Origin of the sequence: Pseudarthrobacter sp. S3 (assembly GCF_050156905.1) — a bacterium.
Taxonomy (GTDB): domain Bacteria; phylum Actinomycetota; class Actinomycetes; order Actinomycetales; family Micrococcaceae; genus Arthrobacter.
The window spans coordinates 699,747-725,231 of record NZ_CP189583.1 but is presented as its reverse complement, the minus strand read 5'-3'; the positions used below and the strand labels follow the sequence as shown (position 1 = coordinate 725,231).

Below are 25,485 nucleotides of genomic sequence, written 5' to 3'. Positions count from 1 at the left end.
ATGACTGAACTTCCCTTGATCGGCGAGGCAATCGCCGTCGCCGCCGAGCCCCGGCTCGCCGGTGCCCGGATCGGCGTTGTCACGTTCCCAGGCACCCTTGACGACCGCGACGCCGCCCGTGCAGTCCGGCTCGCCGGCGGCACTCCAGTGCCGCTTTGGCACGCCGACACCACCTTGGGTGACGTGGACGCCGTCGTAATCCCCGGCGGTTTCTCCTACGGCGACTACCTCCGCGCCGGCGCCATCGCCCGCTTCGCCCCGCTGATGTCCGAGATCATTAAGGCAGCAACAGGCACCGCGTCCTCGAATCCTTTGCCCGTGCTGGGCATCTGCAACGGCTTCCAGATCCTGACCGAGTCGCACCTGCTGCCCGGCTCCATGATCAAGAACGACCACCTGAAGTTCATGTGCCGCGACCAGGTCCTGCGCGTGGAAAACAGCAACACTGCCTGGACCCTTGACTACGAGGCCGGCCAGGAAATCACGGTTCCGCTGAAAAACCAGGACGGCCAGTACATCGCCGACGAAAAAGTCCTGGACGCCCTCGAAGCGGAAGGCCGCGTGGTGTTCCGCTACGTTGGCTTCAACCCCAACGGCTCGCGCCGCGACATCGCCGGCATCTCCAACGCGGCTGGCAACGTGGTGGGACTTATGCCCCACCCCGAGCACGCGGTGGAAGTTGGTTTCGGCCCGCAGTCGCTGGATGGCATTGGGGGCACGGATACCGACGGCCTGGGGTTCTTCACCTCCGTACTGAACAAGATTGTGGGAGGCAACAAATGACCGAAACCAATTCGGTGGTCGAGCCTGTCGAGACCTCATCCAAGAAATTCAACATTGACACCGTCGAGAACGCTGCCAAGACGCCGGACACCGACCTGCCGTGGGCCGAACTGGGCCTGAAGCAGAACGAGTTCGATGAAGTAGTCAAGGTCCTGGGCCGCCGCCCCACCGGCGCCGAACTGGCCATGTACTCCGTCATGTGGAGCGAGCACTGCTCCTACAAGTCTTCGAAGAACCACCTGCGTCAGTTCGGCGACAAGGTGACCGAGGAGATGAAGAAGGACATGCTGGTGGGCATCGGCGAAAACGCCGGCGTCACCAACCTGGGCGACGGCTGGGCCGTAACGTTCAAGATCGAGTCCCACAACTCGCCGTCGTTCGTGGAGCCCTACCAGGGTGCAGCCACCGGCATTGGCGGCATCGTCCGCGACATCATCTCTATGGGCGCGCGCCCGGTTGCAGTGATGGATCCGCTCCGCTTCGGCGCCATTGACCACCCAGACACTGCCCGAGTGATGCACGGTGCCGTTGCCGGCATCGGCGGCTATGGCAACTCGCTGGGCCTGCCGAACATCGGCGGCGAAATGGTGTTCGACTCGGTTTACCAGGGCAACCCGCTTGTAAACGCGCTGGCTGTAGGCGTAATGCGCCACGAGGACATCCGCCTCGCCAACGCGTCCGGCAAAGGCAACAAGGTGGTCCTGTTCGGTGCACGCACCGGAGGAGACGGCATTGGCGGCGCCTCGGTGCTCGCTTCGGAGTCCTTCGATGACACGAAGCCGTCCAAGCGCCCCGCCGTCCAGGTGGGCGACCCCTTCGCTGAAAAGGTCCTGATCGAGTGCTGCCTGGAGCTCTTCAAGGGCTCGCTGGTTGAGGGTATCCAGGACCTCGGCGCCGCTGGCATCTCCTGCGCCACGTCCGAACTGGCCTCCAACGGCGACGGCGGCATGGAAGTTGAACTGACCTCCGTTCTGCTGCGCGATCCCACCCTGACTCCGGGCGAGATCCTGATGTCCGAGTCGCAGGAACGCATGATGGCCGTGGTCACCCCGGAGAACGTCGCCGCCTTCGAAGCTGTGATGGACAAGTGGGCCGTGGAGTACTCCTGGCTCGGCGAAGTCACCGACACCGGCCGCCTGATCATCACCTGGGACGGCGTAGTCATCGTGGACGTCGACCCGCGCACAGTGGCCCACGACGGCCCGGTTTACGACCGCCCGTACGCCCGCCCCTCATGGCAGGATTCCGTACAGGCCGATTCCTTCACCGGCTCTGTCCAGGACGCCGCCCGCCCCTACGCCCCTGCGGAACTGGCTGCCGCCGTCACCGAACTCGTGGCCTCGCCGAACATGTGCAGCAAGGCGTGGATCACCAACCAGTACGACCGGTACGTCGGCGGCAACACCGCCCTCGCGTTCCCGGACGACGCCGGCGTGGTCCGCGTGGACGAGGAAACCGGCCTGGGCGTCGCCCTGGCCACCGATGCCAACGGCCGCTACACATACCTTGACCCTTACCACGGCGCACAGCTGGCGCTGGCCGAGGCCTACCGCAACGTGGCCACCTCCGGCGCCGTTCCGATGGCCGTCAGCGACTGCCTGAACTTCGGCTCCCCCGAGGACCCGGACGTGATGTGGCAGCTCGCGGAGGCCATCCGCGGCCTGTCCGATGCCTGCATGGTGCTGGGCATCCCGGTCACGGGTGGGAACGTCTCGCTGTACAACCAGACCGGCACCACCCCCATCCACCCCTCCCCCGTGGTGGCAGTGCTGGGCAAGCTCGACGACGTCGCCCGCCGCACGCCGTCGGGCTGGAGGGAAGATGGCCAGGCCATCTACCTGCTGGGTACGACGGCCGCCGAGCTGGACGGTTCTGAGTGGGCCAACATGCGCGGCCACCTGGGCGGACTTCCGCCCAAGGTTGACCTCGCTGCCGAACGCGAGCTGGGCGAAATCCTGATCAACGCGTCCCGCGACGGCATGGTGGACTCCGCCCACGACCTCTCCGAGGGCGGCCTCGCGGCAGCCCTCGTGGAGTCCGCGCTGCGCTATGGCGTTGGTGCCCGGATCGCCCTGCAGGACGTGCTGGACCGCGACGGCGTGGACCTGTTCACGGCGCTGTTCTCCGAGTCCCAGGGCCGCGCAATTGTCGGTGTGCCCCGCTCGGAAGAGGTCCGGTTCAAGGACATGTGCACGGCCCGCGGCTTTGCCCACACCCGGATCGGCGTGGTGGACGCAGCCAGCGGCAACCTGGAGATCAACGGCGTGGACACCATGCCGCTGGACGCCCTCCGCGAAGCCCACGAGGCGACCCTGCCGAAATACTTCGGCTAGCCCCCACCCTTAAACCAACGCGGGGTCACTTTCCGCCCAATAATCCCCTCGGGATGGGCCGTAAGTGACCCCGCGTTGGTTTAATCGTCGCTGCGGAGCTCCCGCTGCCTCGAGCTAAGCAGCTCAAATTCGGGCCGGGCGGCCACAAGGCGTTCGACGGCGGTGAGTACCTCCACGAGGTGCGCCCGGTCTGCTGCCACCAGGCCTGCCCCCACCTGCGAGCGCCGGTATTGGTCATGATCCCCCACCTCCGCGACGGACACGTCAAAGCGGCGCTTGAGCTCGGCCAGCAGCGGCCTGATGACGGAACGTTTCTCCTTCAGGCTCTGGACATCGCCGAGGAGGATGTCGAATTCAATCCAGCCGATCCACATCAGATGGTCAGTTCGCCCATCCGGTCCCAGCCGTCGCCGTCGAGCTGGCGGCTGATGATGCGCGGCGTCTCGGCCAGGGCCTGCGGCATGTCCGCCATAGCCTGCTTGAAGTGGATGCTGTTGACGTGGTCCCCGGCGGCGTCGTCCTTGAAGGCTTCCACCAGCACGAACTCGTTGGGGTCGTCCACGCTGCGGGACCAGTCGAACCACAGGTTGCCGGTCTCCTCGCGTGTGGCTTGGGTGAAGTCGTCAACGAGGCCGAGCCAGCGCTCGGACCAGTCGGGCTTGACCTTGAATTTAACGACGATGAAGATCATGCGGTATATCCTTCCGTTGCGGGACATGGACTACCCCGCGGCGAGCTGACGTGCCCCTTCAACGTATCGCGAAGTGACGTGCCGTTGCGCGGCCCGGGCCAGCAGGCCGCCGGCCTGGTAGAACCAGTTGGCGTGCCGGCTGAAGGCCGTGATCTTCAGGAACACCCGCCCGTCGGCGACGATCTCAACTTCGAAGGCTTCCTCGCCGCGCTCCGGGTGGCCGGGCAGCGTCCCATAGCCGAAGCCCGCCGACTGCGGGCCATCTCCCGGCACGGGATGCCGGACCCAGACCACCTCGCACGGGGCATTGATGCGGAAGGGCCCGACGCCGAACCCGCTCACCACGCGCGCGCCGGGGATCACGACGTCGGCCTCGGTCCGGACGCGCAGTCCGGACCGACGCTGCAGTTCCCAGGAAAGGATTCCGCTCGCCACCCGGCGGTAGAGCGCCAATCCCTCACCCAGATACTCCCGCGATACGAAGAGCGGGTAGCCTTTCGGCGGCCGGCCGTGTTCAGTGGAGCCGATGCCCGCGTAGTTGAGGTCACCGGCGGTCAGGCGCTTCCCGGTCAACGGGGCCCGCCCGAAGAACCCCAAGAACCGGACGGCCGCGCCCAGCCCAGCCGCTCCTGTTGCTTGCGGCTCAGGGAGGCCACCACCAGGTCGTAGGAATCCTCCACCATGTCCCGGACCATGGCATCGGGCAGGTTTCCGACCAGCCGCACACCGTTCCAGTGGGTCTTGTTCATGTGCCACGCGCCCGTAATGTCCGGATGGGCTGCGCGCAACTGCTCAGCCAGGGCGGGCTCGCACTTCAGGCTTACGGAAAGGCTGGGGCCGTCAAGCGCAGACGCCGCGAACATCTTGGCTTCATGCCTGGCGCCACCAGCTACAAGGGCCCGTACCTTGAACACGGAAGTCTCAGGACCGAAGGGAAAATCCTCGAAGGAACCGGGAAATGACAGGCAGATGGCCTTGAGTTGAGCTGCGTCCATGGATCGAGCCTACAAAGCCCTTCCCTGCGGTGCTAGTCTGCGAAGATGTCACCCGACCAGGCCACCATCCCCGTTCTGGACATGAGCGCCGCACGCCAGCCGTACGGCTCCTTCAGCCCCGAATTCATTGACCAGCTGCGGGACGCCGCCCACAACGTGGGCTTCTTCCAAATCACTGGTTACGGCGCCGCCCCCGGCCAGGCCGAGGAGCTGCTGGCCCTCATCACACGCTTCTTCGATCTGCCGCTCGAGGAGCGGATGAAGCTGGACAACAGGATCTCGCCGCACTTCCGCGGCTACACCCGGATGGGCACCGAAATCACGCAGGGCCGGGCCGACGCGCGCGAGCAGATCGACTACTCCCCCGAGCGCGAACCCGTCAACAACTACCCGGCCGATCAGCCGTACTGGCTGCTCCAGGGGCACAACATGTGGCCCGATGAGGCATTGCCGGAGCTCAAGCCGGCGGCCATGGCATGGGCCGAGCTGATGTCCAGCGTGGGCATGGAGCTGCTCCGCGGCATCTCGGTTTCCTTGGGACTGCCCGAGGACCACTTCGACGAGCCCTTCGGCAACGAACCGGCGTGGATGGGAAAGCTGGTGCATTACGTCGGCGGTGTGGTGGAAGCGGCCGGCGACCAGGGCGTGGGCTCCCACGCCGACTACGGTTTTGTCACCCTGCTCCTCCAGGACGAGGTGGGCGGACTCGAAGTCCTGCCGCCCGGGACGAGCGAATGGGCGCCGGTTGAGCCTGTTCCCGGGGCACTCGTGGTGAATCTGGGCGAAATGCTGGAGGTGGCCACGGAAGGTTTCCTTGCCGCCACGATCCACCGCGTCCAGGCGCCGCCACCCGGCGTGGACCGCTACTCAGTCCCATTCTTCTGGTCGCCGCGGCTGGATGCCGTCATCGATCCGGTACCGCTTCCGCCCGAGCTCAAAGCCCAGGCCCGCGGCATCTCCGACGACCCGGCCAACCCGCTGCTCGCGTCCTTTGGCCTGAACATGCTTAAGGGCCGCATGCGCGCCCATCCCGACGTGACCGAACGCCACCACCCGGAGCTTATGCAGCGCTGAGCGTCGTGACGCGCGAGGCGCGTTGAGCGTCCGCGGGAATCAGCGCGCCCCGGGGAACCAGTCAGAGGTTGTACTTCCATGCCTGCTGCGCGGGGCAAACGTTCATCACCACGTCCAGGCCGGCTGCCTTGGCCCGGTCCACCGCCGCTTCGTCGATAACGCCCAGCTGCAACCACACGGCCTTGGCGCCCACCGTAATTGCCTGGTCCACCACCGCCCCGACCTTCTGCGAATTCACAAAACAGTCGACGACGTCGAGGGGTTGCTTTTCAGCGGGAATTTCACCCAGTGTGCGGTACCCGGTTTCGCCGTGGACGGGGTCGGCGGGAAGGTTGACGGGGATGATCTCCATCCCGAGCCGGTCGCGGATAAACAGCGACGTGTCGTAGGCTGCGCGCCACTCATTGGTGGTCAGGCCCACGATGGCCCACCGCCCTTTGTTCCGCATCAGGCGCTCAATAACGGCAGGATCGTTGACGTGGCCCATACTGCAAGCGTACATCGTCCCCGGAGCGGCTCCTCGTCGAATAATTGACTGATTCCAGGCACTAACGCATGGCAGGAACGAATATTACGTTCCATGGATCCCGATTTGGCGCATGGCGTGCGGTTCGGTTCTAGTGGAAGTGACCATCCCGAGCGGCCAAGAGACCTGGATCGATGAAGCCGCAGCATCCCTGACCAGCGCTGTACCCGTTGAGGCGACCATCCTCGGCACACAGCGGAGGGTGCTACTGCCAGGATCGATGGAGCACATCTATGACACCAAAAGTATCTACTGCCCCACCTTTGACTACCCCGAGTCCCGCCAGTGCCGCAGCAGCGACCGTTGAAACGGACTCCCCACAATCCACTTCGAAGGCCACGGCGATCGAAGCAGGGCTGCGTGACGCGCCCGGCCCTTCCAGCAGCTCGTCGGGATGGTCCTCGACCGAGCCGAACGACGTCGCTGTGCACGGCGCACCGTCGGGAGAGCCGGCGCGCCACAGCAGCACCACCACCGCACCGCAGATGGCGGAGCACAAGGAAACACGCGAAGAAGCCCAACCGGACCATGTGGCCTTCTGGGAGCAGCAGGCCCTCCGCCTGGACTGGGCCCGGCCCGCGGGACCCCAAGACGGCAAGCCCTGGCACACGGCCCACCGCCGCGTCCCGGCCGACGCCGCAGCCGGCAAAGGCCCGGAAATCACCTGGTTTGAGGGCGGCAAGCTCAACGTCGCCTACAACTGCGTGGACCGCCACGTCGCCAATGGCCGCGGCGGCAAAGTGGCCCTCCACTTCGAAGGCGAGACCGGCGACCGCAGAGCCATCACGTACGCGGAGCTGCAGCGCGAAGTCTCCAAGGCCGCCAACGCCCTGCTGGCCCTGGGCATCACCAAGGGTGACCGCGTGGTCATCTACCTGCCGGTCATTCCCGAAACCGTCATCATCACCCTCGCCGTGGCCCGGATCGGCGCCATCCACTCGCTCGTTTTTGGTGGATTCTCCGCCGAAGCCCTGAAGTTCCGCGTCGAGGACACAGGCGCCAAGCTCCTGGTGACCACGGACGGCCAGTTCCGCCGCGGTGTCGCCGTGCCCGTTAAGGACAACGCGGACGCTGCCGTCGCCGGTGACAACGCGATCGAACACGTGCTGGTCATCAACCGCACCACGGCGCCGGAGGACCTGGCCGCCGTTCCCATGGCTGAAGGCCGCGACGTGTGGTGGCATGACGCCGTCGGGAGCGCCGCGGAAGTCCACGAAGCCGAAGCATTCGACGCCGAAACGCCGCTGTTCATCATGTACACCTCCGGGACCACCGGCAAGCCCAAGGGCCTGGTCCACACCTCGGGCGGGTACCTGACCCAGGCGTCCTGGAGCTTCGAACACCTCTTCAGCAACCCGGATCCCGCGCTCCGTGACCAGGACGTGCACTGGTGCACCGCCGACCTCGCGTGGGTCACGGCGCACACCTATGAGATCTATGGTCCGCTCTCCAACGGCGTGACCCAGGTGATCTTCGAAGGCACACCGAACACCCCGCACCCGGGCCGCCACTTCGAGATCATCGAACGCTACGGGGTCACCCAGTACTACACCGCGCCCACTCTGGTCCGCTCCCTCATGGGCTGGTTCCCGGACGGCGTGCCGGACAGCTACGACCTCTCCACCATCCGGATGCTCGGCACCGTGGGCGAGGCCGTCAACCCTGAAGCGTGGCGCTGGCTGCGGCAGAACGTCGGCGCCGGCACCGCCCCCGTGGTGGACACCTGGTGGCAGTCCGAAACCGGCGCCACCATCCTCTCCCCCGCCCCCACGGACACCGAGTTCAAGCCCGGCTGCGCGGCCCGCCCGCTGCCGGGCGTCAGCACCAGGATCGTGGACGACGCCGGCAATACAGTGCCGCCAGGCGTCCAGGGCTTCATTGTGGTGGACACCCCCGGGCCCGCTATTGCGCGCACCGTCTGGGGCAACCCCCGCCGCTACTACGACTCCTACTGGAGCCAGTATGTGGAGCAGGGCTGGTTCCTGGCCGGCGACGGCGCGAAGTACGACGCCGACGGCGACATCTGGATCCTGGGCCGCGTGGACGACACCCTGAACGTTTCCGGCCACCTGCTGTCCACCATCGAGATCGAGTCAGCACTGGTGTCCCACCCCGACGTGGTGGAGGCCGGCGTCTGTCCGGTCGCCGATCCCAAGACCGGGCACGCGATTGTCGCTTTTGTGGTTTTGAAGACGGGGGTTTCGACGGTTTCGACCAGCTCAACCACCGAGGAACTCCGGAACCACGTCGCGAAGGCGATCGGCCCGATCGCGAAGCCACGCGACGTCGTCGTGGTTCCTGACGTACCGAAGACCCGCAGCGGCAAGATCATGCGCCGGCTGCTCACCCAATTATTTGAGGGGACCGCCCTGGGCGACACCACCTCACTTCAAAACGAACCGGCGATCGCCGGAATCCAGGACGTCCTGCGCGAGCGGGCCCTAGTAAAGGAAAACTCATGACAGACATCAGCAACGTTGCCCGCCTTTCAGAGCCGCTCAAGTTTGCGTACTGGGTGCCGAACGTTTCCGGCGGCCTGGTGGTCTCCACCATCGAACAGCGCACCGGCTGGGACTTTGACTACAACAAGAAGCTCGCGCAGATCGCCGAGAACTCGGGCTTCGAGTACGCCCTGACGCAGACCCGGTACGCCGCCTCCTACGGAGCCGACAAACAGCACGAGGCCACGTCGTTCTCTCTTGCCTTGCTCGCCGCCACCGAGCGCCTCAAGGTCATCGCCGCCGTCCACCCGGGCATGTGGCACCCCGGCGTACTGGCCAAATTCATCATCACCGCGGACCACATCTCTAACGGCCGCGCCGCCGTCAACATCGTCTCCGGCTGGCTCAAGAATGAGTTCACCAACTTCGGCCTCGACTGGCTGGAACACGACGAACGCTACGTCCGCACCGAGGAATTCATCAAGGTGCTGCGCGGGCTCTGGACCGAGCAGCAATACAGCCAAACCGGCAAGTACTACAACATCACCGATTTCACCCTGAACCCGGCACCCGTGGACGTTCCGGGCCGCGCGCACCCGGAGGTCTTCTTCGGCGGAAACTCGACGGCGGCACAGGCCACCGCGGGCCGCGTGGCTGACTGGTACTTCTCCAACGGCAAGGACCTGGAAGGCTTCAAGGAGAACATCGCCGGGGTGGTTGCCGCTTCGGTCGAGACCGGCCGCGGAACCCAGGGCACCGACGGCGCACTGGCTTCTCCGAGGTTCGGCCTCAACGGCTTTGTGATCGCCTGCGATTCCGAGAAAGAGGCTCGCGAGACACTCCGCGAAATCGTGGCGAAGGCACACAAGACTGCCGTCCAGGGGTTCCGCGACGCCGTGCAGGAAGCCGGCGCGTCCACCAAGGACGGCAAGGGCATGTGGGCCGATTCCAGTTTCGAGGACCTGGTCCAGTACAACGACGGCTTCAAGACCCAACTCATCGGCACCCCGGAGCAGATCGCCGAACGGATCGTGGAATACAAGAAGATCGGCGTGAACCTCTTCCTCACCGGCTACCTGCACTTCCAGGAGGAAGTCGCAGCCTTCGGACAGGACATCCTGCCGATCGTCCGCGAACTCGAAGCCGACCTGGCCCGCCAGAACGGCACAGAACTCGATCTCTCCAACACGCCAGTCGCCGAGCCGGCGGCTGTCTGATGGCTGACCGCAAATTCGGTTTCCGCACCCGCGCCCTGCACGCCGGCGGCACCCCCGACGCCGAGCACGGCGCCCGCGCCGTACCCATCTACCAGACCACGTCCTTCGTGTTCAAGGACACCCAGGATGCCGCCAACCTCTTCGCGCTGCAGAAGTACGGCAACATTTACTCCCGCATCGGCAACCCCACCGTGGCAGCCTTCGAAGAGCGCATCGCCTCGCTGGAAGGCGGCATCGGCGCCGTGGCAACGTCCTCCGGCATGGCAGCTGAGTTCATCACCTTTGCCGCGCTCACCCAGTCCGGCGACCACATCGTGGCAGCCTCCCAGCTCTACGGCGGGACGGTCACCCAGCTCGATGTGACCCTCCGCCGCTTCGGCGTGGACACCACGTTCGTTCCCGGCACCGACCCCGCAGACTATGCCGCGGCAGTCCGGGAAAACACCAAGGCGATCTTCGTCGAGGTGGTGGCCAACCCGTCGTCGGAAGTCCAGGACCTGGCGGCACTGGCGAAGGTAGCGCACGACGCCGGCATCCCCCTCGTGGTGGACGCCACCTTGAGCACGCCTTACCTTGTGCGCCCGATCGAACACGGCGCCGACATCGTCATCCACTCCGCCACCAAGTTCCTCGGCGGGCACGGCACCACCCTGGGCGGCGTGATCGTGGAAAGCGGCCGGTTTGATTGGGGCAACGGCAAGTTCCCCACCATGACCGAGCCGGTGGCGTCCTACGGAAATGTCTCCTGGTGGGGCAACTTCGGCGAGTACGGCTTCCTCACCAAGCTGCGCTGCGAACAGTTGCGCGATATCGGTCCGGCGCTGTCGCCGCTGTCGGCCTTCCAGCTGCTGCAGGGCGTGGAAACCCTCCCGCAAAGACTCGACGAACACCTCAAGAACGCCAAGGCCGTCGCCGAATGGCTCGAGGCCGACCCCCGCGTGGCATACGTCAACTTCTCCGGGCTACCCTCGCACCCGCATTTTGAGCGCGCGAAGAAGTACCTGCCGCTGGGCCCCGGCTCCGTCTTCTCCTTCGGGGTGAAGGGCGGCCGCACGGCCGGGCAGAAGTTCATCGAATCCCTGCAGCTGGCCTCGCACCTGGCCAACGTGGGCGATTCCCGCACCTTGGTGATCCACCCGGGGTCCACCACGCATCAGCAGCTGAGCCCGGTCCAGCTGGAGTCCGCGGGCGTGCCCGAGGACCTGGTCCGGATTTCCGTGGGCTTGGAGGATATCGAGGACATCCTGTGGGACCTGGATCAGGCACTGGACGCGGCCTCGGAACCGGTGGTTGAGGCCGGGGTTTCGACGGGCTCAACCACCGAAGCAGAATCATGCACAATTGGAGCGAACGCATGAGCCCCAGCGAACGCACCTGGACCGGACCTTCGGCGCCGGAGCGTCTGAACCTGCTGCGCGCAGCAACCTCAATTGCGATTGTGGGCGCCTCGGACAAGCCGTCCCGGGCCAGCTATTTTGTGGCGACGTACCTGCAGTCGTCCACGCGGTACAAGGTGTACTTCGTGAACCCCGTGGTCAAGGAGATCCTTGGTGAACCGACCTACACCTCACTGGCCGATCTTCCCGAAAGCCCGGACATCGTGGATGTGTTCCGCAAGCACGATGACCTCCCGGGCGTCCTGGACGAAGCCATCGCGGCCGGCGCCAAAACCATCTGGCTGCAGCTCGGCTCCTGGCATGAGGACGTGGCCGCGGATGCGGAAGCCGCCGGGCTCAACGTGGTAATGGACCGCTGCGTTAAGATCGAGCACGCCCGGTTCCATGGCGGGCTGCACCTGGCCGGCTTCGACACCGGCGTGATCTCCTCCAAACGGCAACTGCTTTCCTGACGGAAAGGTGCTTCCCGGCGGAATGGCTCTTCCTGACGGGGAACCTGACTACCGGTTGAACTTCCTCAGCCAGTTTGAACCGGGTCCGGCATTGCCGAGCTTGGCAGCGGCGTCCGTGGCCGCCTTGGCTGGACCTTTGCTTTCCTGCTGGGTGGCAGCGGCCTGAGTGGCTGCCACCCGCGGAGCAGCGCCGCCCGGGGTGACGCCCGCGGCGTTCCCCGGCGCGCCGCCGTCGTCCGCCCTTGACGTGCCGGCCGCTGTGTCGGCTCCGCGGCCGGACGGCTCCGTGCCCGCGTCCTGGCCCGCGTTTTCCGGGCCGTCCGCTGGCAGGGCAGTTTCGGGTTCAGCAGGTTCGGGGAGTGCCGGCGCCGCGTCGTCATGGGATACCGGCTCTGCCGGCGGCTGCACCTCCGCCGGATTGGCGGCGCTCCCGCTGGCGGCCCGAGTCCCCGCGATGGTCCAGTCAGGAGCCCAGTCCTGCAACAGCTGCTGAATGGAGCTGCTGGCTTGCGCGTTTGGAACCGTCCCGGTGGCGGCCACTCCGGTGACGCCCAGCCCCATCCCCGCGATGACAGCCAAGCCAACCACGGTGGCCCGGTGCTTACGGAGCAGGCGGTGCCGGGCGAGCTGATGGGACTGGCCTGAGAGCAGTGCCGCCAGTTCAGGGCCGGCCTCGAGGACCGGCCCGGAGGCAAGGGAACCGACCGCGAGCAGGGTTTCACGGAGCCTGGCGTCATCGGTCCAACCGGCGGTATCGGTCCAGCCGGCATCAAGGAGCATTTCATCCACGGTCAGGATCAGGGAGCTGGCATTGGACGTCATGGGGCCACGTACTCCTTCACTGCGGACTGCTCGCGCAGCCGGATCAGTGCACGTCGCTGTAGCTGTTTGACGGCACCCGCACTCTTTCCCATCACAGCGGCCACCTGGTCCACGGTCAGGCCCGCGACGAGGCGTAACGACAACACTTCCCGCTGCTCAGCTGGCAGATCGTTCAGGAGATCCGCGACCTCCTGCGGGGATATCCGCTGCAGCACTTGGGCCTCGGCGGATGACTCCTGGCGTCCGTCAAGCTCCGGTTCGAACGGAAGTTTGGTGGGGGTGCGCTGCTGCCTCCGGTGATCGTCCACCATCCTGGCGTGCGCCACGGAGAAGACAAAGGTGCGCAGCCCGGCGACACCGCCGGTGACCGTATGCAGACGCGGTAGGACGGCGAGGAAGACTTCCTGCATAACCGCCTCCGAATCTTCTACCCCGCGGGCGGTGAGGTAGCCCCGGACCTGCGATGCATATGTGCGATACACGATGCTGAAAAGCTCCGGATCGCGGGCGCGCGCACGCAGAACGTCGTCTGTCAGTGCATCAATCACGGACACAGGGCCTTCGGTGGAGGGACTGGGCTTGCCTGAGCTTGGGGCCCGCACCTCATGCGCGGAATGCCCTCGCCAGCTAACTTTACCCGCCGGTAACAAAAGAGCCGGGCTGGAACATGATGGGGGACACGTTCCAGACCGGCGCTTCAAAGGGGTAATCGCTCCAGACACCGCCGGGGTTACGCAGGCGGAGAAAAAACTTCCAGGACTGTACCGCCGGCCGTGCTGCCTACGTCCAGCGCGGGGCGGCCACACCCCGGCGCGGCGCCTTGGCCATGACAAAAGTGTGCGCCCTGGTGGCGGGGGCGAGCTGGTCCCCACAGCCCGGCTTGCGTTGGGCGGGGACAAGCACCGGGGCGGGCGCGGGGGCGGACGGCGAAACGTTCGCGGCGGGGCAGAGGTCGGTGACCAGCCCTGTCCCGGCGCATTCGCGGACGGCGGCGATCCCGGCAGCCACGGCTGCCTTGTCCTCAAAGGCTCCGGACACAGCCATCACCGTGCCATCCGGTGCCGTGAGGCGGAACTTGAAATGTGAATCCGAATCCAAGAAAACTTCAAACTTCCCGGCCATGATGAATCCTTCCGGTCTGTGGGTCCCGTCCGGGCGGCATCTTAGCCACGGGCGGTCCCGGAGCATCGCTGCGTCCGGCACCTGCGGGTCTGGTCGAATGATCAACTGATCAGTTCAGGGTGTACTTAAGAGTCTGTGCGCCCCGTGTACAGCCTCACAAGACCGATTGCGTTAAGCCTGTGTAAATTGCGTACAACCCCAGGCAGAACAAAGGCGGGCCACCTTTCCAGGTGACCCGCCGTCGTCGTGCCTTACAGGCTGTCAGTCGTTGATCAGATCGTGGACCACGATGGTCTGGTCGCGGTCCGGGCCGACGCCGATCGCGGAGAAACGCGTGCCGGAGAGCTTTTCGAGGGCCAGCACGTAGTTGCGGGCGTTCTCGGGGAGATCCTCCAGGGTGCGGGCGCCGGTGATGTCCTCGGTCCAGCCCTCGAAGTACTCAAAGATGGGCACTGCGTGGTGGAACTCGGTCTGCGTCATGGGCATTTCGTCGTGCCGCACACCATCGACGTCGTAGGCAACGCAGACGGGGATCTGCTCGATGCCGGTGAGGACGTCCAGCTTGGTGACGAAGTAGTCTGTGAAGCCGTTCACGCGGGAAGCGTGGCGGGCCAGGACGGCGTCGTACCAGCCGCAGCGGCGCGGACGGCCGGTGTTTACACCGAACTCGCCACCGGTTTTCTGCAGGTACATGCCCATCTCGTCGAACAGTTCGGTGGGGAACGGCCCGGCGCCAACACGGGTGGTGTAGGCCTTGATGATGCCGATGGAGCGGGAAATCCGGGTGGGGCCGATACCCGAGCCAACGGACGCGCCGCCGGCGGTCGGGTTGGAGGAGGTCACGAACGGGTAGGTGCCGTGGTCCACGTCCAGGAACGTGGCCTGGCCGCCTTCCATCAGCACAACCTTGCCCTCGTCCAGGGCGTTGTTGAGGACAAGCGTGCTGTCGATGACCAGCGGGCGCAGGCGCTCGGCGAACGCCAGGAAGTAGTCCACGATCTCGTCCACCACGATGTCGCGGCGATTGTAGACCTTGACCAGGAGTTCGTTCTTCTGGCGCAGGGATCCTTCCACCTTCTGGCGGAGGATGGACTCGTCAAAGACGTCCTGGACGCGGATGCCCAGGCGGGCCACCTTGTCCATGTAGGCGGGGCCGATGCCGCGGCCGGTGGTGCCGATGGCGCGGCTGCCGAGGAAACGCTCGGTGACTTTGTCCAGGACCTGGTGGTAGGGCGCCACGAGGTGCGCGTTGGCGGAGATGCGCAGCTTGGACGTGTCCGCGCCGCGGGCCTGCAGGCCTTCGATCTCCTGGAACAGGGCCTCAAGGTTCACCACACAGCCGTTGCCGATGATCGGAATCGCGTTGGGGCTCAGAATGCCGGCCGGAAGGAGTTTGAGCTCATACTTCTCACCGCCTACGACGACGGTGTGCCCGGCATTGTTGCCGCCGTTGGGCTTGACGACGTAGTCAACGCGGCCGCCCAGAAGATCGGTGGCCTTGCCTTTTCCTTCGTCGCCCCACTGGGCTCCTACGATCACGATTGCTGGCATGGGATCCTCCCCCATTCGTTCGGGCCGCACAGGTCAGTCCACCGAGATGGCAGGCCTGCGTTGCGCCGTTCATGAGAATGCCCCGAAGGCCATAGCCTGGCCGGACCGCTACGGCGGCCAGCCACGCAAGAGTCCGGGGCTCTTACCACCCAAGTTTAGCCGACGCGGGGGTTTCCTCCACCCGATGGGCCTGCGGAGCCTGCCGTGCCATTGCGAATCGTCCGCGGGTTTTCGTCTCCGGCTGCGTGGCCCGGCGTATGCCTTTCATCACGGAATCTCACCGGACGGGGTCCGCATTTCGCGGGGCTTGCTAAACTGATAGAGATCGACCAGGAATCGGTCCACACCACATTTGAAACCACGCCGGACGGGCGCGCCCATCACGCGCCCATTTTCCGGATTGGCAGCATCGCCGAGCCCCGCAGGAGACATTGCACTATATGACAGCCCTGGCCCCAGAATCCCTCCGTGAACAGCTCCTCAGCCGCCGCTACGAGCCCAACGTTGCAGCCGTCAACGAGCTGTGCGATTCCCTGCAGAGCGTCAAGCCCCACACCGAAGTCCCGTACGTGGACCCCATGCACGACGTGGACGAGTGCCGCATCATCAGCCTCTACTCCAACATCGGCGAAGCTGACCCGTCCGGCTTCATCACCGCCGGCGACGAAGACGCCGCCACCCGCATGCTTGGCATCCAGTGGACGCTGGGCCTGCGCCCGGAGTTCGTGATGCCCTGGAACGTGCACCCGTGGCACACGCCCGGCGAGGTCAACGGCAAGTTCACGCCGGACCAGATTTCCGCCGGCCTTAAGCCGCTGCTGAAGTTCCTCGCCGTGGTCCCCCGCGCCTCGGTGATCGTGGCCCACGGCACCGAAGCCAACCGCCTGGCCAACCTGCTGCTGAAGACCGAAGTTCCGCTGCTCTGGCGCCGCGGGCTGAAGACCTACAAGGTCCGCTCCCTCAGCGGCCGCGCCTTCGCCGGGACGCCCGCGCGGCAGGAACAGTACCTCGAGGAAATGCGCGTCGTCTACACCGATGCCATGGCCCGCACGGGACTCGCGAAGGTCTAGCCACCGGACGACGGCGGGCGGTCACCTTTCTGAAAAGGTGACCGCCCGCCGTCGTTCGTTAAAGCAACGCGGGGTCACTCCCGGCCCATCCGCCGGTGCGGAACGGGCCGGGAGTGACCCCGCGTTGCTCTTCAAACTACTTGCCCTCGATGGCTGCCTTGGCTGCCGGGTCCGAGTCGTTGAGGAACTTCTCGATGCGTTCCGGTTCCTCGGCTTCGCCGATGGCCGCGGATGCGCGGCCCAGCGAGTAGAGCGCACGCAGGAAGCCGCGGTTAGGTTCGTGCTCCCACGGGATAGGGCCCACCCCGCGCCAGCCGTTGCGGCGCAGTGAGTCCAGCCCGCGGTGGTAGCCAACGCGCGAGTAGGCGTAGGAATCGATGGTGCGGCCCTCGGACCACGCCTCCTCAGCCAGGACAGCCCACAACAGCGACGACGTGGGGTGCTTCTCCACCAGGTCCAGGGGTTCGGCGCCGGCGTCCAGCTGCTCATAGACGTCGGTCTCGGCAGGCAGGAGTGTCGGCTCCGGACCCATCAGGTTCTTGCGGAACTCGTCCGACATGGCTAGAACGTCTTGCCGACGGAGCCGAGCTGGCGGGCGGCCTCGACGATGCGGGCAGCCATGCCAGCCTCGGCTGAGGCGCCCCAGACGCGGGGATCGTAGGTCTTCTTGTTGCCCATTTCGCCGTCGATCTTCAGCACGCCGTCGTAGTTGGCGAGCATGTGCCCGGCCACCGGACGGGTGAACGCGTACTGGGTATCGGTGTCGACGTTCATCTTGATCACGCCATATGAGACCGCGTCAGCGATTTCCTGATCAGAAGAGCCCGAACCGCCGTGGAACACCAGGTCAAACGGGTTCTCCTTACCGATCTTGGCGCCCACCTCGGCCTGGATCTGCTTGAGCAGCTCCGGGCGCAGCTTCACGCCGCCGGGCTTGTACACACCGTGGACGTTACCGAACGTCAGCGCCGTCAGGTAACGGCCGTTCTCGCCCGCACCCAGGGCTTCGATGGTCGCCAGGGCGTCTTCGGTGGTGGTGTACAGCTTCTCGTTGATCTCGTGCTCCACCCCGTCTTCCTCGCCACCGACGGTACCGATTTCGACCTCGAGGATGATCTTGGCGGCGGCGGCACGCGCCAGCAGTTCGCGGGCGATGCGCAGGTTGTCCTCGAGGGCCTCGTGCGAGCCGTCCCACATGTGCGAGTTGAAGATCGGGTTGCGGCCGGCCTTGACCTCGGCCTCGGAAGCGGCCAGCAGCGGCAGGACAAAGCTGTCCAGCTTGTCCTTGGGGCAGTGGTCGGTGTGGAGCGCGATGTTGACGTTGTAGTTCTTGGCCACTTCGCGGGCAAAGGCGGCGAAGCCGAGCGAACCGGCAACCATGTCCTTCACCGATGCGCCGGACCAGTACGCTGCGCCACCGGTGGAAACCTGGATGATGCCATCGGACTCAGCCTCGGCGAACCCGCGAATGGCCGCATTCAGGGTCTGCGACGACGTCACATTGACCGCCGGAAACGCAAAGCCGCCGGCCTTGGCACGATCGATCATCTCGGAGTAGATCTCTGGGGTTGCAATGGGCATGGTGACTCCTATGCTGAGTTTTCGTCTATGGGTTGTGACCCTGGAGAGTAGACCTCTTACGGCTAGCCACCATCCTAGCCATTTCTGTGCAGGGGCAGTGTTTCGGGTCACGCGGACGGGTAACACATACGCTCACAAAGCCAACTCGGCTCGGCTCAGAGTGGCGCGGGTCAGACGGACTGGCTAAAAACGTGCCGGCGGATCCAGGCATGCATGGCGATCGCGGCGGCGGAGGCGGCGTTGATGGAGCGGGTGGAGCCGAACTGCTCGATGGACAGCGTAGCTAGGGCCGCCTCGTGGACCTCCGGCGTCAGCCCGGGCCCTTCCTGGCCGAACACCAACACGCAGTCCTTGGGCAGCTCATAGGTTTCCAGGGGCACGGAGTCCGGGAAGATGTCGATGCCGATGATAGCGAGCCCTTCCCCCTGCGCCCAGGCAACAAAGTCCTCCACGGTGGGGTGGTGGCGGATGTGCTGGTAGCGGTCGGTGACCATGGCCCCGCGCCTGTTCCACCGGCGTCGTCCGATGATGTGGACTTCCTTGGCGAGGAACGCGTTGGCGGTCCGCACCACGGTGCCGATATTCATATCGTGCTGCCAGTTTTCGATGGCGATATGGAAGTTGTGCCGCTTCGAATCGAGGTCTGCCACGATCGCGTCATGCTTCCAGTAGCGGTACTGGTCCACCACGTTGCGCCGGTCGCCGTCAGCCAGCAGTTCATGGTCCCAATGGTCGCCTTCAGGCAGCTCGCCGTCCCAGGGCCCGACGCCGACCTCCGCCTTTGGCTCCGGCGCCTCCTCGGGCGCTGGCTCCTCCGCTGGAATCGGATGAGGTTCGACTGGGTTTCCGGGCGTTTGTTTCACCCCTCAACACTAGACTGGACCACTGGAGCATTCATCACCGGCGGAGGTAAACGTGGCAGAAGCAGACCAGGTACAGGGTTCACCGGCGGTTTACCGCAACGGCCAGGAGATCGAATGCTGGCTGACAGACATGGACGGCGTACTCGTCCACGAAAACCAGGCCGTCCCAGGGGCCGCCGAACTGATCCAGCGCTGGGTGGACACGTCCAAGCGGTTCCTGGTGCTGACGAACAACTCGATCTTCACGCCCCGCGACCTGGCCGCCAGGCTCCGGGCCTCCGGGCTGGAGATCCCCGAGGAGAACATCTGGACGTCCGCGCTGGCCACCGCCACCTTCCTGAAGGACCAGGTGCGGGGTTCCGGCTCCGGGAACCGCGCCTACACCATCGGCGAGGCAGGGCTGACGACGGCGCTGCACGAGGCCGGCTTCATTCTCACCGACCAGGACCCGGACTTTGTGGTGCTCGGCGAAACCCGGACGTACTCCTTTGAGGCCATCACCATGGCCATCCGGCTGATCCTGGCTGGAGCCCGCTTCATTGCCACCAATCCGGACGCCACCGGCCCGTCCAAGGACGGTCCCATGCCCGCGACGGGGGCCATTGCGGCCCTCATCACTAAGGCAACCGGCCGGGAGCCGTATATTGTGGGCAAACCGAATCCCATGATGTTCCGGTCCGCCATGAACCAGATCGATGCGCACTCCGAGACCACCGCGATGATCGGGGACCGGATGGACACCGACATCATTGCCGGCATGGAGGCAGGCCTGCACACGGTGCTGGTCCTCACCGGGATTACGCAGCGCGAAGACATTGCCGCCTATCCGTTCCGGCCCAACCAGGTGCTGAACTCCGTGGCCGACCTGAAGAACCAGATTTAGAAGACCGTCACCTTCGAGCCGCCACGGGGCAGCGGGAAAAAGTCGTCCATCAGCCGCTCCACGATGGGCCGGTAGATGAGCGGATTCCAGCCGGGGCTCGCGTGCGCCGGCAGGGCACCGTCCGTTTGCAGGTCCGTGGAGACCATCTGGGGTTGGAACGCTGCCGACCACGCGTCCATGGCCGTATGGTAGCGGACCGTGCGGTCTTTCGGGTTGCCGATATACGCCATCCGCGTGCCGCCGAGCTTGTCCACAAACCGGTTTCCATCGAAGTGGTAGATGTAGGCCGACTCGGACTGGATGAGCACACTGGACGGGGCGATCGGGGACAACTGCTCCATGGTCTGGTCCAGGATCTGCCGCCAGGTCCGCTCGTCCTTATGGATGACGCGCTCCCCCAGTTCGTAGCTGCCGCGGACCACCGACGGGACCCGGAAGCCGCTCTCGTACAGGAACACCACGCCGTCGAACCAGCTCTCATCCAGCACGTCGCTCCGGCTGTAGGGGCTGGAATCCAACAGGATGAAGTCGACCTCCACGCCGTGGAATTCCCTTAGCCGCGCGGCCACCTGGGTGGCCACCATGCCGCCGAAGCTGTGGCCGTAGAAGAAAAGCTTGGTGAGCTTTTTCGCCCGGACATGCTCGATGACGGCGATCACCACCTCATCAATGTCCAATCCCTGGTTGGAATAGCCGACGGCGGTGAGCTGGCCGCGCTTGTTCAGGGCACCACGCATGACGTTCAGGATCCAGAGCGCCTCTTCCCAGCTGGTCTTGTAGCCGGGGAAGAGGAACCAACTGGCGTTCGGGTAATAGGCGTCGGAGAAATCGTCCGCGACCTGCAGGATCCTGGTGACCCGCCGTTCCGCCTGGATGCGGCGAGTAACCAGCATGTCTGCTGCCAGCAGGGCCGAGGCACCCGTTCCAGCCAGGAACCCGCGGCGCGAAAACCGCTTGAGCACGGCGGCACTGGCAAGCAGCCGGGCTTGATGGGCGCCAAGCTGTTCCTGCGGATCTGTTTCCTCGCTGTACGACACACATCTACCGTAGCCACAGCGGAAGCCGCCGCTGTAACCCGGGCCGGGGGCAACCCTGGCCGGGAGCGGCCGCCATACCCGCTGGGAGGGGCCCAACCCGCCAGGAGTGGCAGGGCTGCGAGAGGCCGGACTAGGACAGGCCCAGCTCGTCCTTGCCGAAGGCGAACAGGTAGGGCACGCCGGTCTCGGCTTCGATTCTTTCCTTGGAGCCAGTGTCCCGGTCCACGATGACGGCCACGGCAACCACGTTGCCGCCGGCCTTCCGGACACCCTCGACGGCGGTTAGGGCGGAGCCGCCCGTGGTGGACGTGTCCTCCAGCACCAGGACCTTGCGGCCCTCAACCGACGGACCCTCAACCTGGCGCCCCATGCCGTAGGACTTCTGGGCCTTGCGGACCACAAACGCGTCCACGGTGCGGCCGGCGTCCACGGCGGAGTGCATAACAGCGGTGCCCACGGGGTCAGCACCCATCGTCAGGCCACCTGCGCACTCAAAGTCGATTCCGGCGTCGTCCGTCAATGCCAGCATGACCTGGCCCACGAGCTTGGAGGCCTCATGGTGCAGCGTGATGCGGCGCAGGTCGATGTAGTAGTCGGCCTCGGCACCGCTGGAGAGGATCACCTTGCCGCGGACCACGGCAAGTTCCTTGATCAGTTCCAGCAGGCGGGCACGGGCAGCGGTGTTGGAAGCAGCATCAGGGGTGGCAGTCATGGTTTCCAGTTTACTGGCTGCCTACGGGAGATCCGCGCTGCGGAAATGGCCCCATGACGCAGAAATGGAATGGCGCTACGCGTATCCGCGTAGCGCCATTCCATCTGCGAGTCGTCAGTCTAAGACCGCAGCGATAAACCCTAGAGCCGTGTGTCGAAGGAATCGCAGAAGACATTTTCGTTGAACGTCCCCTGGAACCCGGACTTGCCCATGATCTTCTCGATGGTGGCCCGGATAGCCTCCACGGTTCCCGCATGCGCATGGATGGCGGTCTTGACCATCGGCACGTCGATGAGGTGGTTGGGCTGGTTCAGCGACACAAACACTGTGGGCACCTCGGTGACGTACCACGGGATTTCCGCGGCCATCGGGGTGGACCACTTGATCCGGATCGCCGCTTCCTGGGCGAAGCCCTTGACGTTCGCGACGACAAACGCCGCGTCATACTTGTCCGCGTATTCGCCGGTGGCCTCCTCGGAGATGATGGACATAAAGTTGACGCCCGTCTCCCCCGCCGCCTTGCGCTGATCGGCAGTCTTGAACACGTGCACCTCGAAGCCGGCTTTTTCCAGCTCGACCTTGACCGTGTCCAGGTAGGCCAGCGGGTCCGCCAGAGTGAAGTCCGGGCCGCCGGAGATGCCGTACAGGCGGATCCGCTTGTGCGTCTCCGGCCGGATGGGCAGGTTTTTCGCGGTGTCCTTGACCAGGGTGACTGTCTTGTCCGCGATCTCCGCGGCGACGGCACGGTGCGCCGCGCTGCCGATCTTCGCCAGGGCTTCCACCGGAGGAACCAGTTCGTTGCGTGCCGTGAGGTGCAGCCCTAAGGAGGCCTTGAGAGCCAGGATGCGGCGCAGGGCGTCATGCAGGCGCTGCTCGGTGATAACGCCGGACTTGTAGCCATCCAGCATGTATCGGAAGTCTTCGTCGGCGTTGCGGAAGAACAGGAACATGTCGCAGCCGGCGGCAATGGTCGCTGGAACCAGGTCCTTGCGCTTCAGTGCCTGGGTCAGGCCGATCATCTGCGAGGCGTCCGTGAGGATGAGCCCGTTGAAGCCGAGCTCGCCACGCAGCAGGTCTTGGAGTAGCTCCGGAGCCAGGGTTGCGGGCAGGATGTCCTTGTCCGCCAGGCCCGGGCGGAAGTGCCGGGACAGCTCCGGCGCGCTGATGTGCCCGATCATGATGGACTGCACGCCGTGCCCGATCATCTCGCGGTACACGTGGCCGTACGTCTTGTTCCACTCGTCATAGCCGAGGGTGTTGTAGGACGTGACCACGTGCTGGTCGCGCTCGTCCATGCCGTCGCCGGGGAAGTGCTTCATGGCACAGGCAGTGGGTGATTCACTGATCCCGTCGAAGTACTCCTTGGCCCGTTCCACCACGATCTCCGGCGTGTTGCCGAAGGCCCGGGTGGAGATCACCGTGTTCCGCCAGTTGTAGTGGATGTCCACGATCGGCGCGAAGGCCCAGTTGCAGCCCAGGGCCGCGGTTTCCACGCCGGCAACCTGCCCCATCCGGCGTGCGATGGACTTGTCCGGGTGCGAACCTGCCTGCAGGTGCGTGGACACGAATGTGCCGTCGTCGCAGCTGCCTGCACCACCCATTTCCGGGTTGGACGCCACCAGCAGCGGCACCTTGGACTTCGACTGCGCGTGCCGGATGTGTTCCTGCACGGCAGCGGACGGGCCTGGCCGGTAACGCATGCCGCCCACATGGAAGTTCTCCAGCACACCATCGAGGTACTCCGGGGAGTAATCGTTGTTGTGGTTGATGAACAGCTGCCCGATCTTTTCCTCAAGCGACATCGATTCCAGGGTGGTGTTCACCCAGGTGACCGCTGCGTCGTCGAGGTTGAACGGCGCGGCCTGGAGGTCGACGTCGAACTGGCGCCCCGGGGTGCCAGCGACACCGGCTGCGGCAGTTCCGTGACCGTGGGGGAAGCTTCCGACGGCGGCAGTCACCGCAGCTGCGATGCCCGCCAACGCGTCCGCCACGACCTGGTCCACTGGACCAGCGATATCCACCACAATGCCGGCCTCATCGGCTTCCAGCGCTTCGAGGGTGGCCAGCTGGGATTCCAGCAGCGCGGGCGGCATGAAGTGCCCGGAGCGGCCTTCGGTCCGTGCCCTGAGGACGTCTTTGCTGCCGTGCAGGTGCAGGAACACAGTGTCCGGCGCCTGGGCGCGGATGGCGTCGCGGTAGCTGCGGCGAAGAGCCGAGCAGGCCAGGACCAGGCCACCTTTGGCAGCAGCCAATTCGGAGCCCACCGTGGCGAGCCACGGCCGGCGGTCCTCGTCGGTCAGCGGAGTACCCGCTGCCATCTTGGCGACGTTCTCCACCGGGTGGAGGGAATCGCCGTCGAGGAACTGAACGCCCAGCTCGCGGGCCACCAGGTCACCGATGGTGGTCTTGCCGCAGCCGGAGACGCCCATAACGATGACGCGGGGACCGGTGGCTCCCGCGGTGGAAGGGGATGTCGTGGCGGTCACCAGTCGTGCACCGTTCCGTCCACCAGGCGGTTGTACGGCAGGTAGGCCTGCTGGTACGGGTACGCCGCTGCGGCTTCCTCGTTGAATTCGACGCCGATGCCGGGCTTGTCGCCCGGGTGCAGGTACCCGTCCTTGAAGGTCATGGACTGCTCGAAGACCTCGTTGGTCTTATCCGAGTGCTGCATGTATTCCTGGATGCCATAGTTGTGGATGGCCAGGCCCACGTGCAGCTGGGCCGCGAAGCCCACCGGGGAAATGTCCGTGGGCCCGTGGAAGCCGGACTTGATCTGATACTGGGCGGCGAAATCCATGACCTTCTTCAGCGGGGAAATGCCGCCGAAGTGGGTGGAGGCTGCGCGCACGTAGTCGATCAGCTGTTCCTTGATCAGGGTCTGGTAGTCCCACACGGTGTTGAAGATTTCACCGATGGCCAGCGGGGTGGTGGTGTGCTGGCGGACCAGGCGCAGGCCCTCCTGGTTTTCGGCCGGGGTGCAGTCTTCGAGCCAGAAGAGGTCGTACGGTTCCAGGGCCTTGCCGAGCTTGGCGGCCTGGATGGGCGTCATTCGGTGGTGGCCGTCGTGCAGCAGCGGGATTTCGGGGCCGAACTCGTTGCGCACGGCTTCGAAAACGGTGGGCAGGTGGCGCAGGTAGGCGCGGGTGTCCCAGTCCTCTTCCTGCGGGAACGCGCCGCGGCCGGCGGGTTCGTAGTCGTAGCGTTCGCCCGATGCCTGGGCCTGGGCGGCCACACCGTAGACGGCCTTGATGCCGGGGACAGCTGTCTGGATGCGGATGGACTTGTAGCCCAGTTCCAGGTGCTCACGGACGGAATCGAACAGCGACTCGATGTCCGCGCCGGAAGCGTGGCCGTAGGCGCGCAGGCCGCTGCGTGAGGCACCCCCCAGGAGCTGGTAGACCGGCATGTTCGCCATCTTGCCCTTGATGTCCCACAGGGCCATGTCCACGGCGGCGATGGCTGCCATGGTGACCGGCCCGCGGCGCCAGTAGGAGCTGCGGTACAGGAACTGCCAGGTGTCCTCGATCTTGTGCGGATCCTTGCCGATCAGCAGCTGGGCCACGTGCTCTTTAAGGTATGCGGCAACAGCCAGTTCACGGCCATTCAGGGTGGCATCACCGATCCCGGTGACCCCGTCGTCCGTAGTGATGCGCAGGGTCACGAAGTTACGTGACGGGCTTGTCACGAAGACTTCAGCGGCAATGATTTTCACGGCAGATCCTTTCGGGGACTTCTGGTCAGATGGTGGTGCTGGAAGATAGTGGCCGGCAGTTGTGCCGGCGCCAACCGGCAAACCTGTTTCAGTAGTGGTCCTGGCGTCAGCGGTGGTGCTGGTATCAGCGGCTTCGGCGGCGCCCACAGTTTTGGTCCGGCGTTCCTGGATAGGATCTCCGTACTTGGCGTCGGTCAGTGTGTACTTGGACATTACTGATACG

Annotated in this window: 26 protein-coding genes; 10 read left to right on the top strand and 16 right to left on the bottom strand. The window is 65.3% G+C overall.

Features of this window, described 5'->3' with window-relative positions:
* Complete coding sequence (purQ, locus tag ACQCSV_RS03610; RefSeq protein ID WP_282329893.1) at window positions 1–783, top strand: phosphoribosylformylglycinamidine synthase subunit PurQ; 783 nt, start codon at window positions 1–3, stop codon at window positions 781–783.
* A complete protein-coding gene (gene purL / locus ACQCSV_RS03605) occupies window positions 780–3,116 on the top strand; it encodes a phosphoribosylformylglycinamidine synthase subunit PurL (protein ID WP_354223693.1) in 2,337 nt (778 codons plus the stop codon). Before purQ ends, purL begins: the two co-directional genes overlap by 4 nt.
* 80 nt (window positions 3,117–3,196) lie before the next feature.
* Here purL and ACQCSV_RS03600 read toward each other — a convergent pair whose 3' ends face one another.
* The 4 genes from ACQCSV_RS03600 to ACQCSV_RS03585 are packed head-to-tail and all read right to left on the bottom strand — an operon-like array spanning window position 3,197 to window position 4,802.
* Entirely contained in the window at window positions 3,197–3,490 is a 294-nt protein-coding gene (locus ACQCSV_RS03600; protein ID WP_354154765.1) for a DUF503 domain-containing protein, read from the bottom strand.
* The gene (locus tag ACQCSV_RS03595; protein WP_354154766.1) at window positions 3,490–3,807 is read right to left on the bottom strand and encodes a putative quinol monooxygenase; all 318 of its coding nucleotides are present in this window, start codon (window positions 3,805–3,807) and stop codon (window positions 3,490–3,492) included. Before ACQCSV_RS03595 ends, ACQCSV_RS03600 begins: the two co-directional genes overlap by 1 nt.
* Before the next feature lie 30 nt (window positions 3,808–3,837).
* Window positions 3,838–4,380, bottom strand: a complete 543-nt coding sequence (locus ACQCSV_RS03590) for a DUF1990 domain-containing protein (protein WP_354223695.1) — start codon at window positions 4,378–4,380, stop codon at window positions 3,838–3,840.
* The gene (locus tag ACQCSV_RS03585; protein WP_354154768.1) at window positions 4,377–4,802 is read right to left on the bottom strand and encodes an MmcQ/YjbR family DNA-binding protein; all 426 of its coding nucleotides are present in this window, start codon (window positions 4,800–4,802) and stop codon (window positions 4,377–4,379) included. The genes ACQCSV_RS03590 and ACQCSV_RS03585 overlap by 4 nt, the downstream gene beginning before the upstream one ends.
* Window positions 4,803–4,847: 45 nt before the next feature.
* Here ACQCSV_RS03585 and ACQCSV_RS03580 point away from each other — a divergent pair, with 45 nt between their 5' ends.
* Window positions 4,848–5,876 carry a 2-oxoglutarate and iron-dependent oxygenase domain-containing protein gene (locus tag ACQCSV_RS03580; protein ID WP_354223697.1) on the top strand — a complete coding sequence of 343 codons (1,029 nt, stop codon included), beginning with the start codon at window positions 4,848–4,850 and terminating at the stop codon, window positions 5,874–5,876.
* A 61-nt stretch (window positions 5,877–5,937) separates the two neighbouring features.
* Here the strand turns inward: ACQCSV_RS03580 and ACQCSV_RS03575 are convergent, their stop codons facing one another.
* Window positions 5,938–6,363, bottom strand: a complete 426-nt coding sequence (locus ACQCSV_RS03575) for a CoA-binding protein (RefSeq protein ID WP_354223699.1) — start codon at window positions 6,361–6,363, stop codon at window positions 5,938–5,940.
* A 112-nt stretch (window positions 6,364–6,475) separates the two neighbouring features.
* Between ACQCSV_RS03575 and ACQCSV_RS03570 the strand changes: the two genes are divergently transcribed.
* The 5 genes from ACQCSV_RS03570 (at window position 6,476) to ACQCSV_RS03550 (ending at window position 11,909) form a co-directional block, all read left to right on the top strand.
* Complete coding sequence (locus ACQCSV_RS03570; protein ID WP_426939161.1) at window positions 6,476–6,709, top strand: hypothetical protein; 234 nt, start codon at window positions 6,476–6,478, stop codon at window positions 6,707–6,709.
* Window positions 6,710–6,887: 178 nt separating this feature from the next.
* Window positions 6,888–8,864 carry an acetate--CoA ligase gene (gene acs / locus ACQCSV_RS03565; protein WP_426939518.1) on the top strand — a complete coding sequence of 659 codons (1,977 nt, stop codon included), beginning with the start codon at window positions 6,888–6,890 and terminating at the stop codon, window positions 8,862–8,864.
* Window positions 8,861–10,060 (top strand): dimethylsulfone monooxygenase SfnG, encoded by a 1,200-nt coding sequence (gene sfnG, locus ACQCSV_RS03560; protein ID WP_426939160.1) that lies wholly within the window; start codon window positions 8,861–8,863, stop codon window positions 10,058–10,060. The genes acs and sfnG overlap by 4 nt, the downstream gene beginning before the upstream one ends.
* Complete coding sequence (locus ACQCSV_RS03555) at window positions 10,060–11,418, top strand: O-acetylhomoserine aminocarboxypropyltransferase/cysteine synthase family protein (RefSeq protein WP_354154774.1); 1,359 nt, start codon at window positions 10,060–10,062, stop codon at window positions 11,416–11,418. The genes sfnG and ACQCSV_RS03555 overlap by 1 nt, the downstream gene beginning before the upstream one ends.
* Window positions 11,415–11,909: a CoA-binding protein gene (locus ACQCSV_RS03550; RefSeq protein ID WP_426939159.1), complete on the top strand. Its 495-nt coding sequence runs from the start codon at window positions 11,415–11,417 to the stop codon at window positions 11,907–11,909. The genes ACQCSV_RS03555 and ACQCSV_RS03550 overlap by 4 nt, the downstream gene beginning before the upstream one ends.
* A gap of 48 nt (window positions 11,910–11,957) precedes the next feature.
* On the opposite strand, the gene ACQCSV_RS03545 is transcribed toward ACQCSV_RS03550, so the two are convergent.
* The 4 genes from ACQCSV_RS03545 to ACQCSV_RS03530 all read right to left on the bottom strand — a co-directional run bounded on the left by ACQCSV_RS03545 (window position 11,958) and on the right by ACQCSV_RS03530 (window position 15,404).
* On the bottom strand, window positions 11,958–12,731 hold the full coding sequence (locus tag ACQCSV_RS03545; protein ID WP_354154776.1) for a hypothetical protein: 774 nt from the start codon (window positions 12,729–12,731) through the stop codon (window positions 11,958–11,960).
* Window positions 12,728–13,279 carry a sigma-70 family RNA polymerase sigma factor gene (locus ACQCSV_RS03540; RefSeq protein ID WP_354154777.1) on the bottom strand — a complete coding sequence of 184 codons (552 nt, stop codon included), beginning with the start codon at window positions 13,277–13,279 and terminating at the stop codon, window positions 12,728–12,730. Before ACQCSV_RS03540 ends, ACQCSV_RS03545 begins: the two co-directional genes overlap by 4 nt.
* Before the next feature lie 232 nt (window positions 13,280–13,511).
* Window positions 13,512–13,853: a DUF1508 domain-containing protein gene (locus ACQCSV_RS03535; RefSeq protein WP_354154778.1), complete on the bottom strand. Its 342-nt coding sequence runs from the start codon at window positions 13,851–13,853 to the stop codon at window positions 13,512–13,514.
* 261 nt (window positions 13,854–14,114) lie between these two features.
* Window positions 14,115–15,404 carry an adenylosuccinate synthase gene (locus ACQCSV_RS03530; RefSeq protein ID WP_058932815.1) on the bottom strand — a complete coding sequence of 430 codons (1,290 nt, stop codon included), beginning with the start codon at window positions 15,402–15,404 and terminating at the stop codon, window positions 14,115–14,117.
* Window positions 15,405–15,844: 440 nt separating this feature from the next.
* On the opposite strand from ACQCSV_RS03530, the gene ACQCSV_RS03525 reads away from it, so the two are divergent.
* Window positions 15,845–16,474: a uracil-DNA glycosylase gene (locus ACQCSV_RS03525; protein WP_354154780.1), complete on the top strand. Its 630-nt coding sequence runs from the start codon at window positions 15,845–15,847 to the stop codon at window positions 16,472–16,474.
* A gap of 136 nt (window positions 16,475–16,610) precedes the next feature.
* Here the strand turns inward: ACQCSV_RS03525 and ACQCSV_RS03520 are convergent, their stop codons facing one another.
* The 3 genes from ACQCSV_RS03520 to ACQCSV_RS03510 form a co-directional block, all read right to left on the bottom strand.
* The gene (locus tag ACQCSV_RS03520; RefSeq protein WP_185262435.1) at window positions 16,611–17,033 is read right to left on the bottom strand and encodes a DUF3151 domain-containing protein; all 423 of its coding nucleotides are present in this window, start codon (window positions 17,031–17,033) and stop codon (window positions 16,611–16,613) included.
* A gap of 2 nt (window positions 17,034–17,035) precedes the next feature.
* Window positions 17,036–18,055, bottom strand: a complete 1,020-nt coding sequence (gene fbaA, locus ACQCSV_RS03515) for a class II fructose-bisphosphate aldolase (protein WP_426939158.1) — start codon at window positions 18,053–18,055, stop codon at window positions 17,036–17,038.
* 170 nt (window positions 18,056–18,225) lie between these two features.
* A complete protein-coding gene (locus ACQCSV_RS03510; protein ID WP_426939157.1) occupies window positions 18,226–18,918 on the bottom strand; it encodes a TrmH family RNA methyltransferase in 693 nt (230 codons plus the stop codon).
* A gap of 52 nt (window positions 18,919–18,970) precedes the next feature.
* On the opposite strand from ACQCSV_RS03510, the gene ACQCSV_RS03505 reads away from it, so the two are divergent.
* Window positions 18,971–19,801, top strand: a complete 831-nt coding sequence (locus ACQCSV_RS03505) for an HAD-IIA family hydrolase (protein ID WP_354155320.1) — start codon at window positions 18,971–18,973, stop codon at window positions 19,799–19,801.
* On the opposite strand, the gene ACQCSV_RS03500 is transcribed toward ACQCSV_RS03505, so the two are convergent.
* The 4 genes from ACQCSV_RS03500 to manD form a co-directional block, all read right to left on the bottom strand.
* Window positions 19,798–20,838, bottom strand: a complete 1,041-nt coding sequence (locus tag ACQCSV_RS03500) for an alpha/beta fold hydrolase (protein ID WP_354155321.1) — start codon at window positions 20,836–20,838, stop codon at window positions 19,798–19,800. The genes ACQCSV_RS03505 and ACQCSV_RS03500 overlap by 4 nt on opposite strands.
* A gap of 130 nt (window positions 20,839–20,968) precedes the next feature.
* A complete protein-coding gene (gene pyrE, locus ACQCSV_RS03495) occupies window positions 20,969–21,550 on the bottom strand; it encodes an orotate phosphoribosyltransferase (RefSeq protein WP_193340778.1) in 582 nt (193 codons plus the stop codon).
* A gap of 140 nt (window positions 21,551–21,690) precedes the next feature.
* Window positions 21,691–23,979 (bottom strand): gluconokinase, GntK/IdnK-type, encoded by a 2,289-nt coding sequence (locus ACQCSV_RS03490; protein WP_426939517.1) that lies wholly within the window; start codon window positions 23,977–23,979, stop codon window positions 21,691–21,693.
* A gap of 53 nt (window positions 23,980–24,032) precedes the next feature.
* Window positions 24,033–25,262 (bottom strand): D-mannonate dehydratase ManD, encoded by a 1,230-nt coding sequence (manD, locus tag ACQCSV_RS03485; RefSeq protein ID WP_354155431.1) that lies wholly within the window; start codon window positions 25,260–25,262, stop codon window positions 24,033–24,035.
* Window positions 25,263–25,485: the final 223 nt, after the last annotated feature.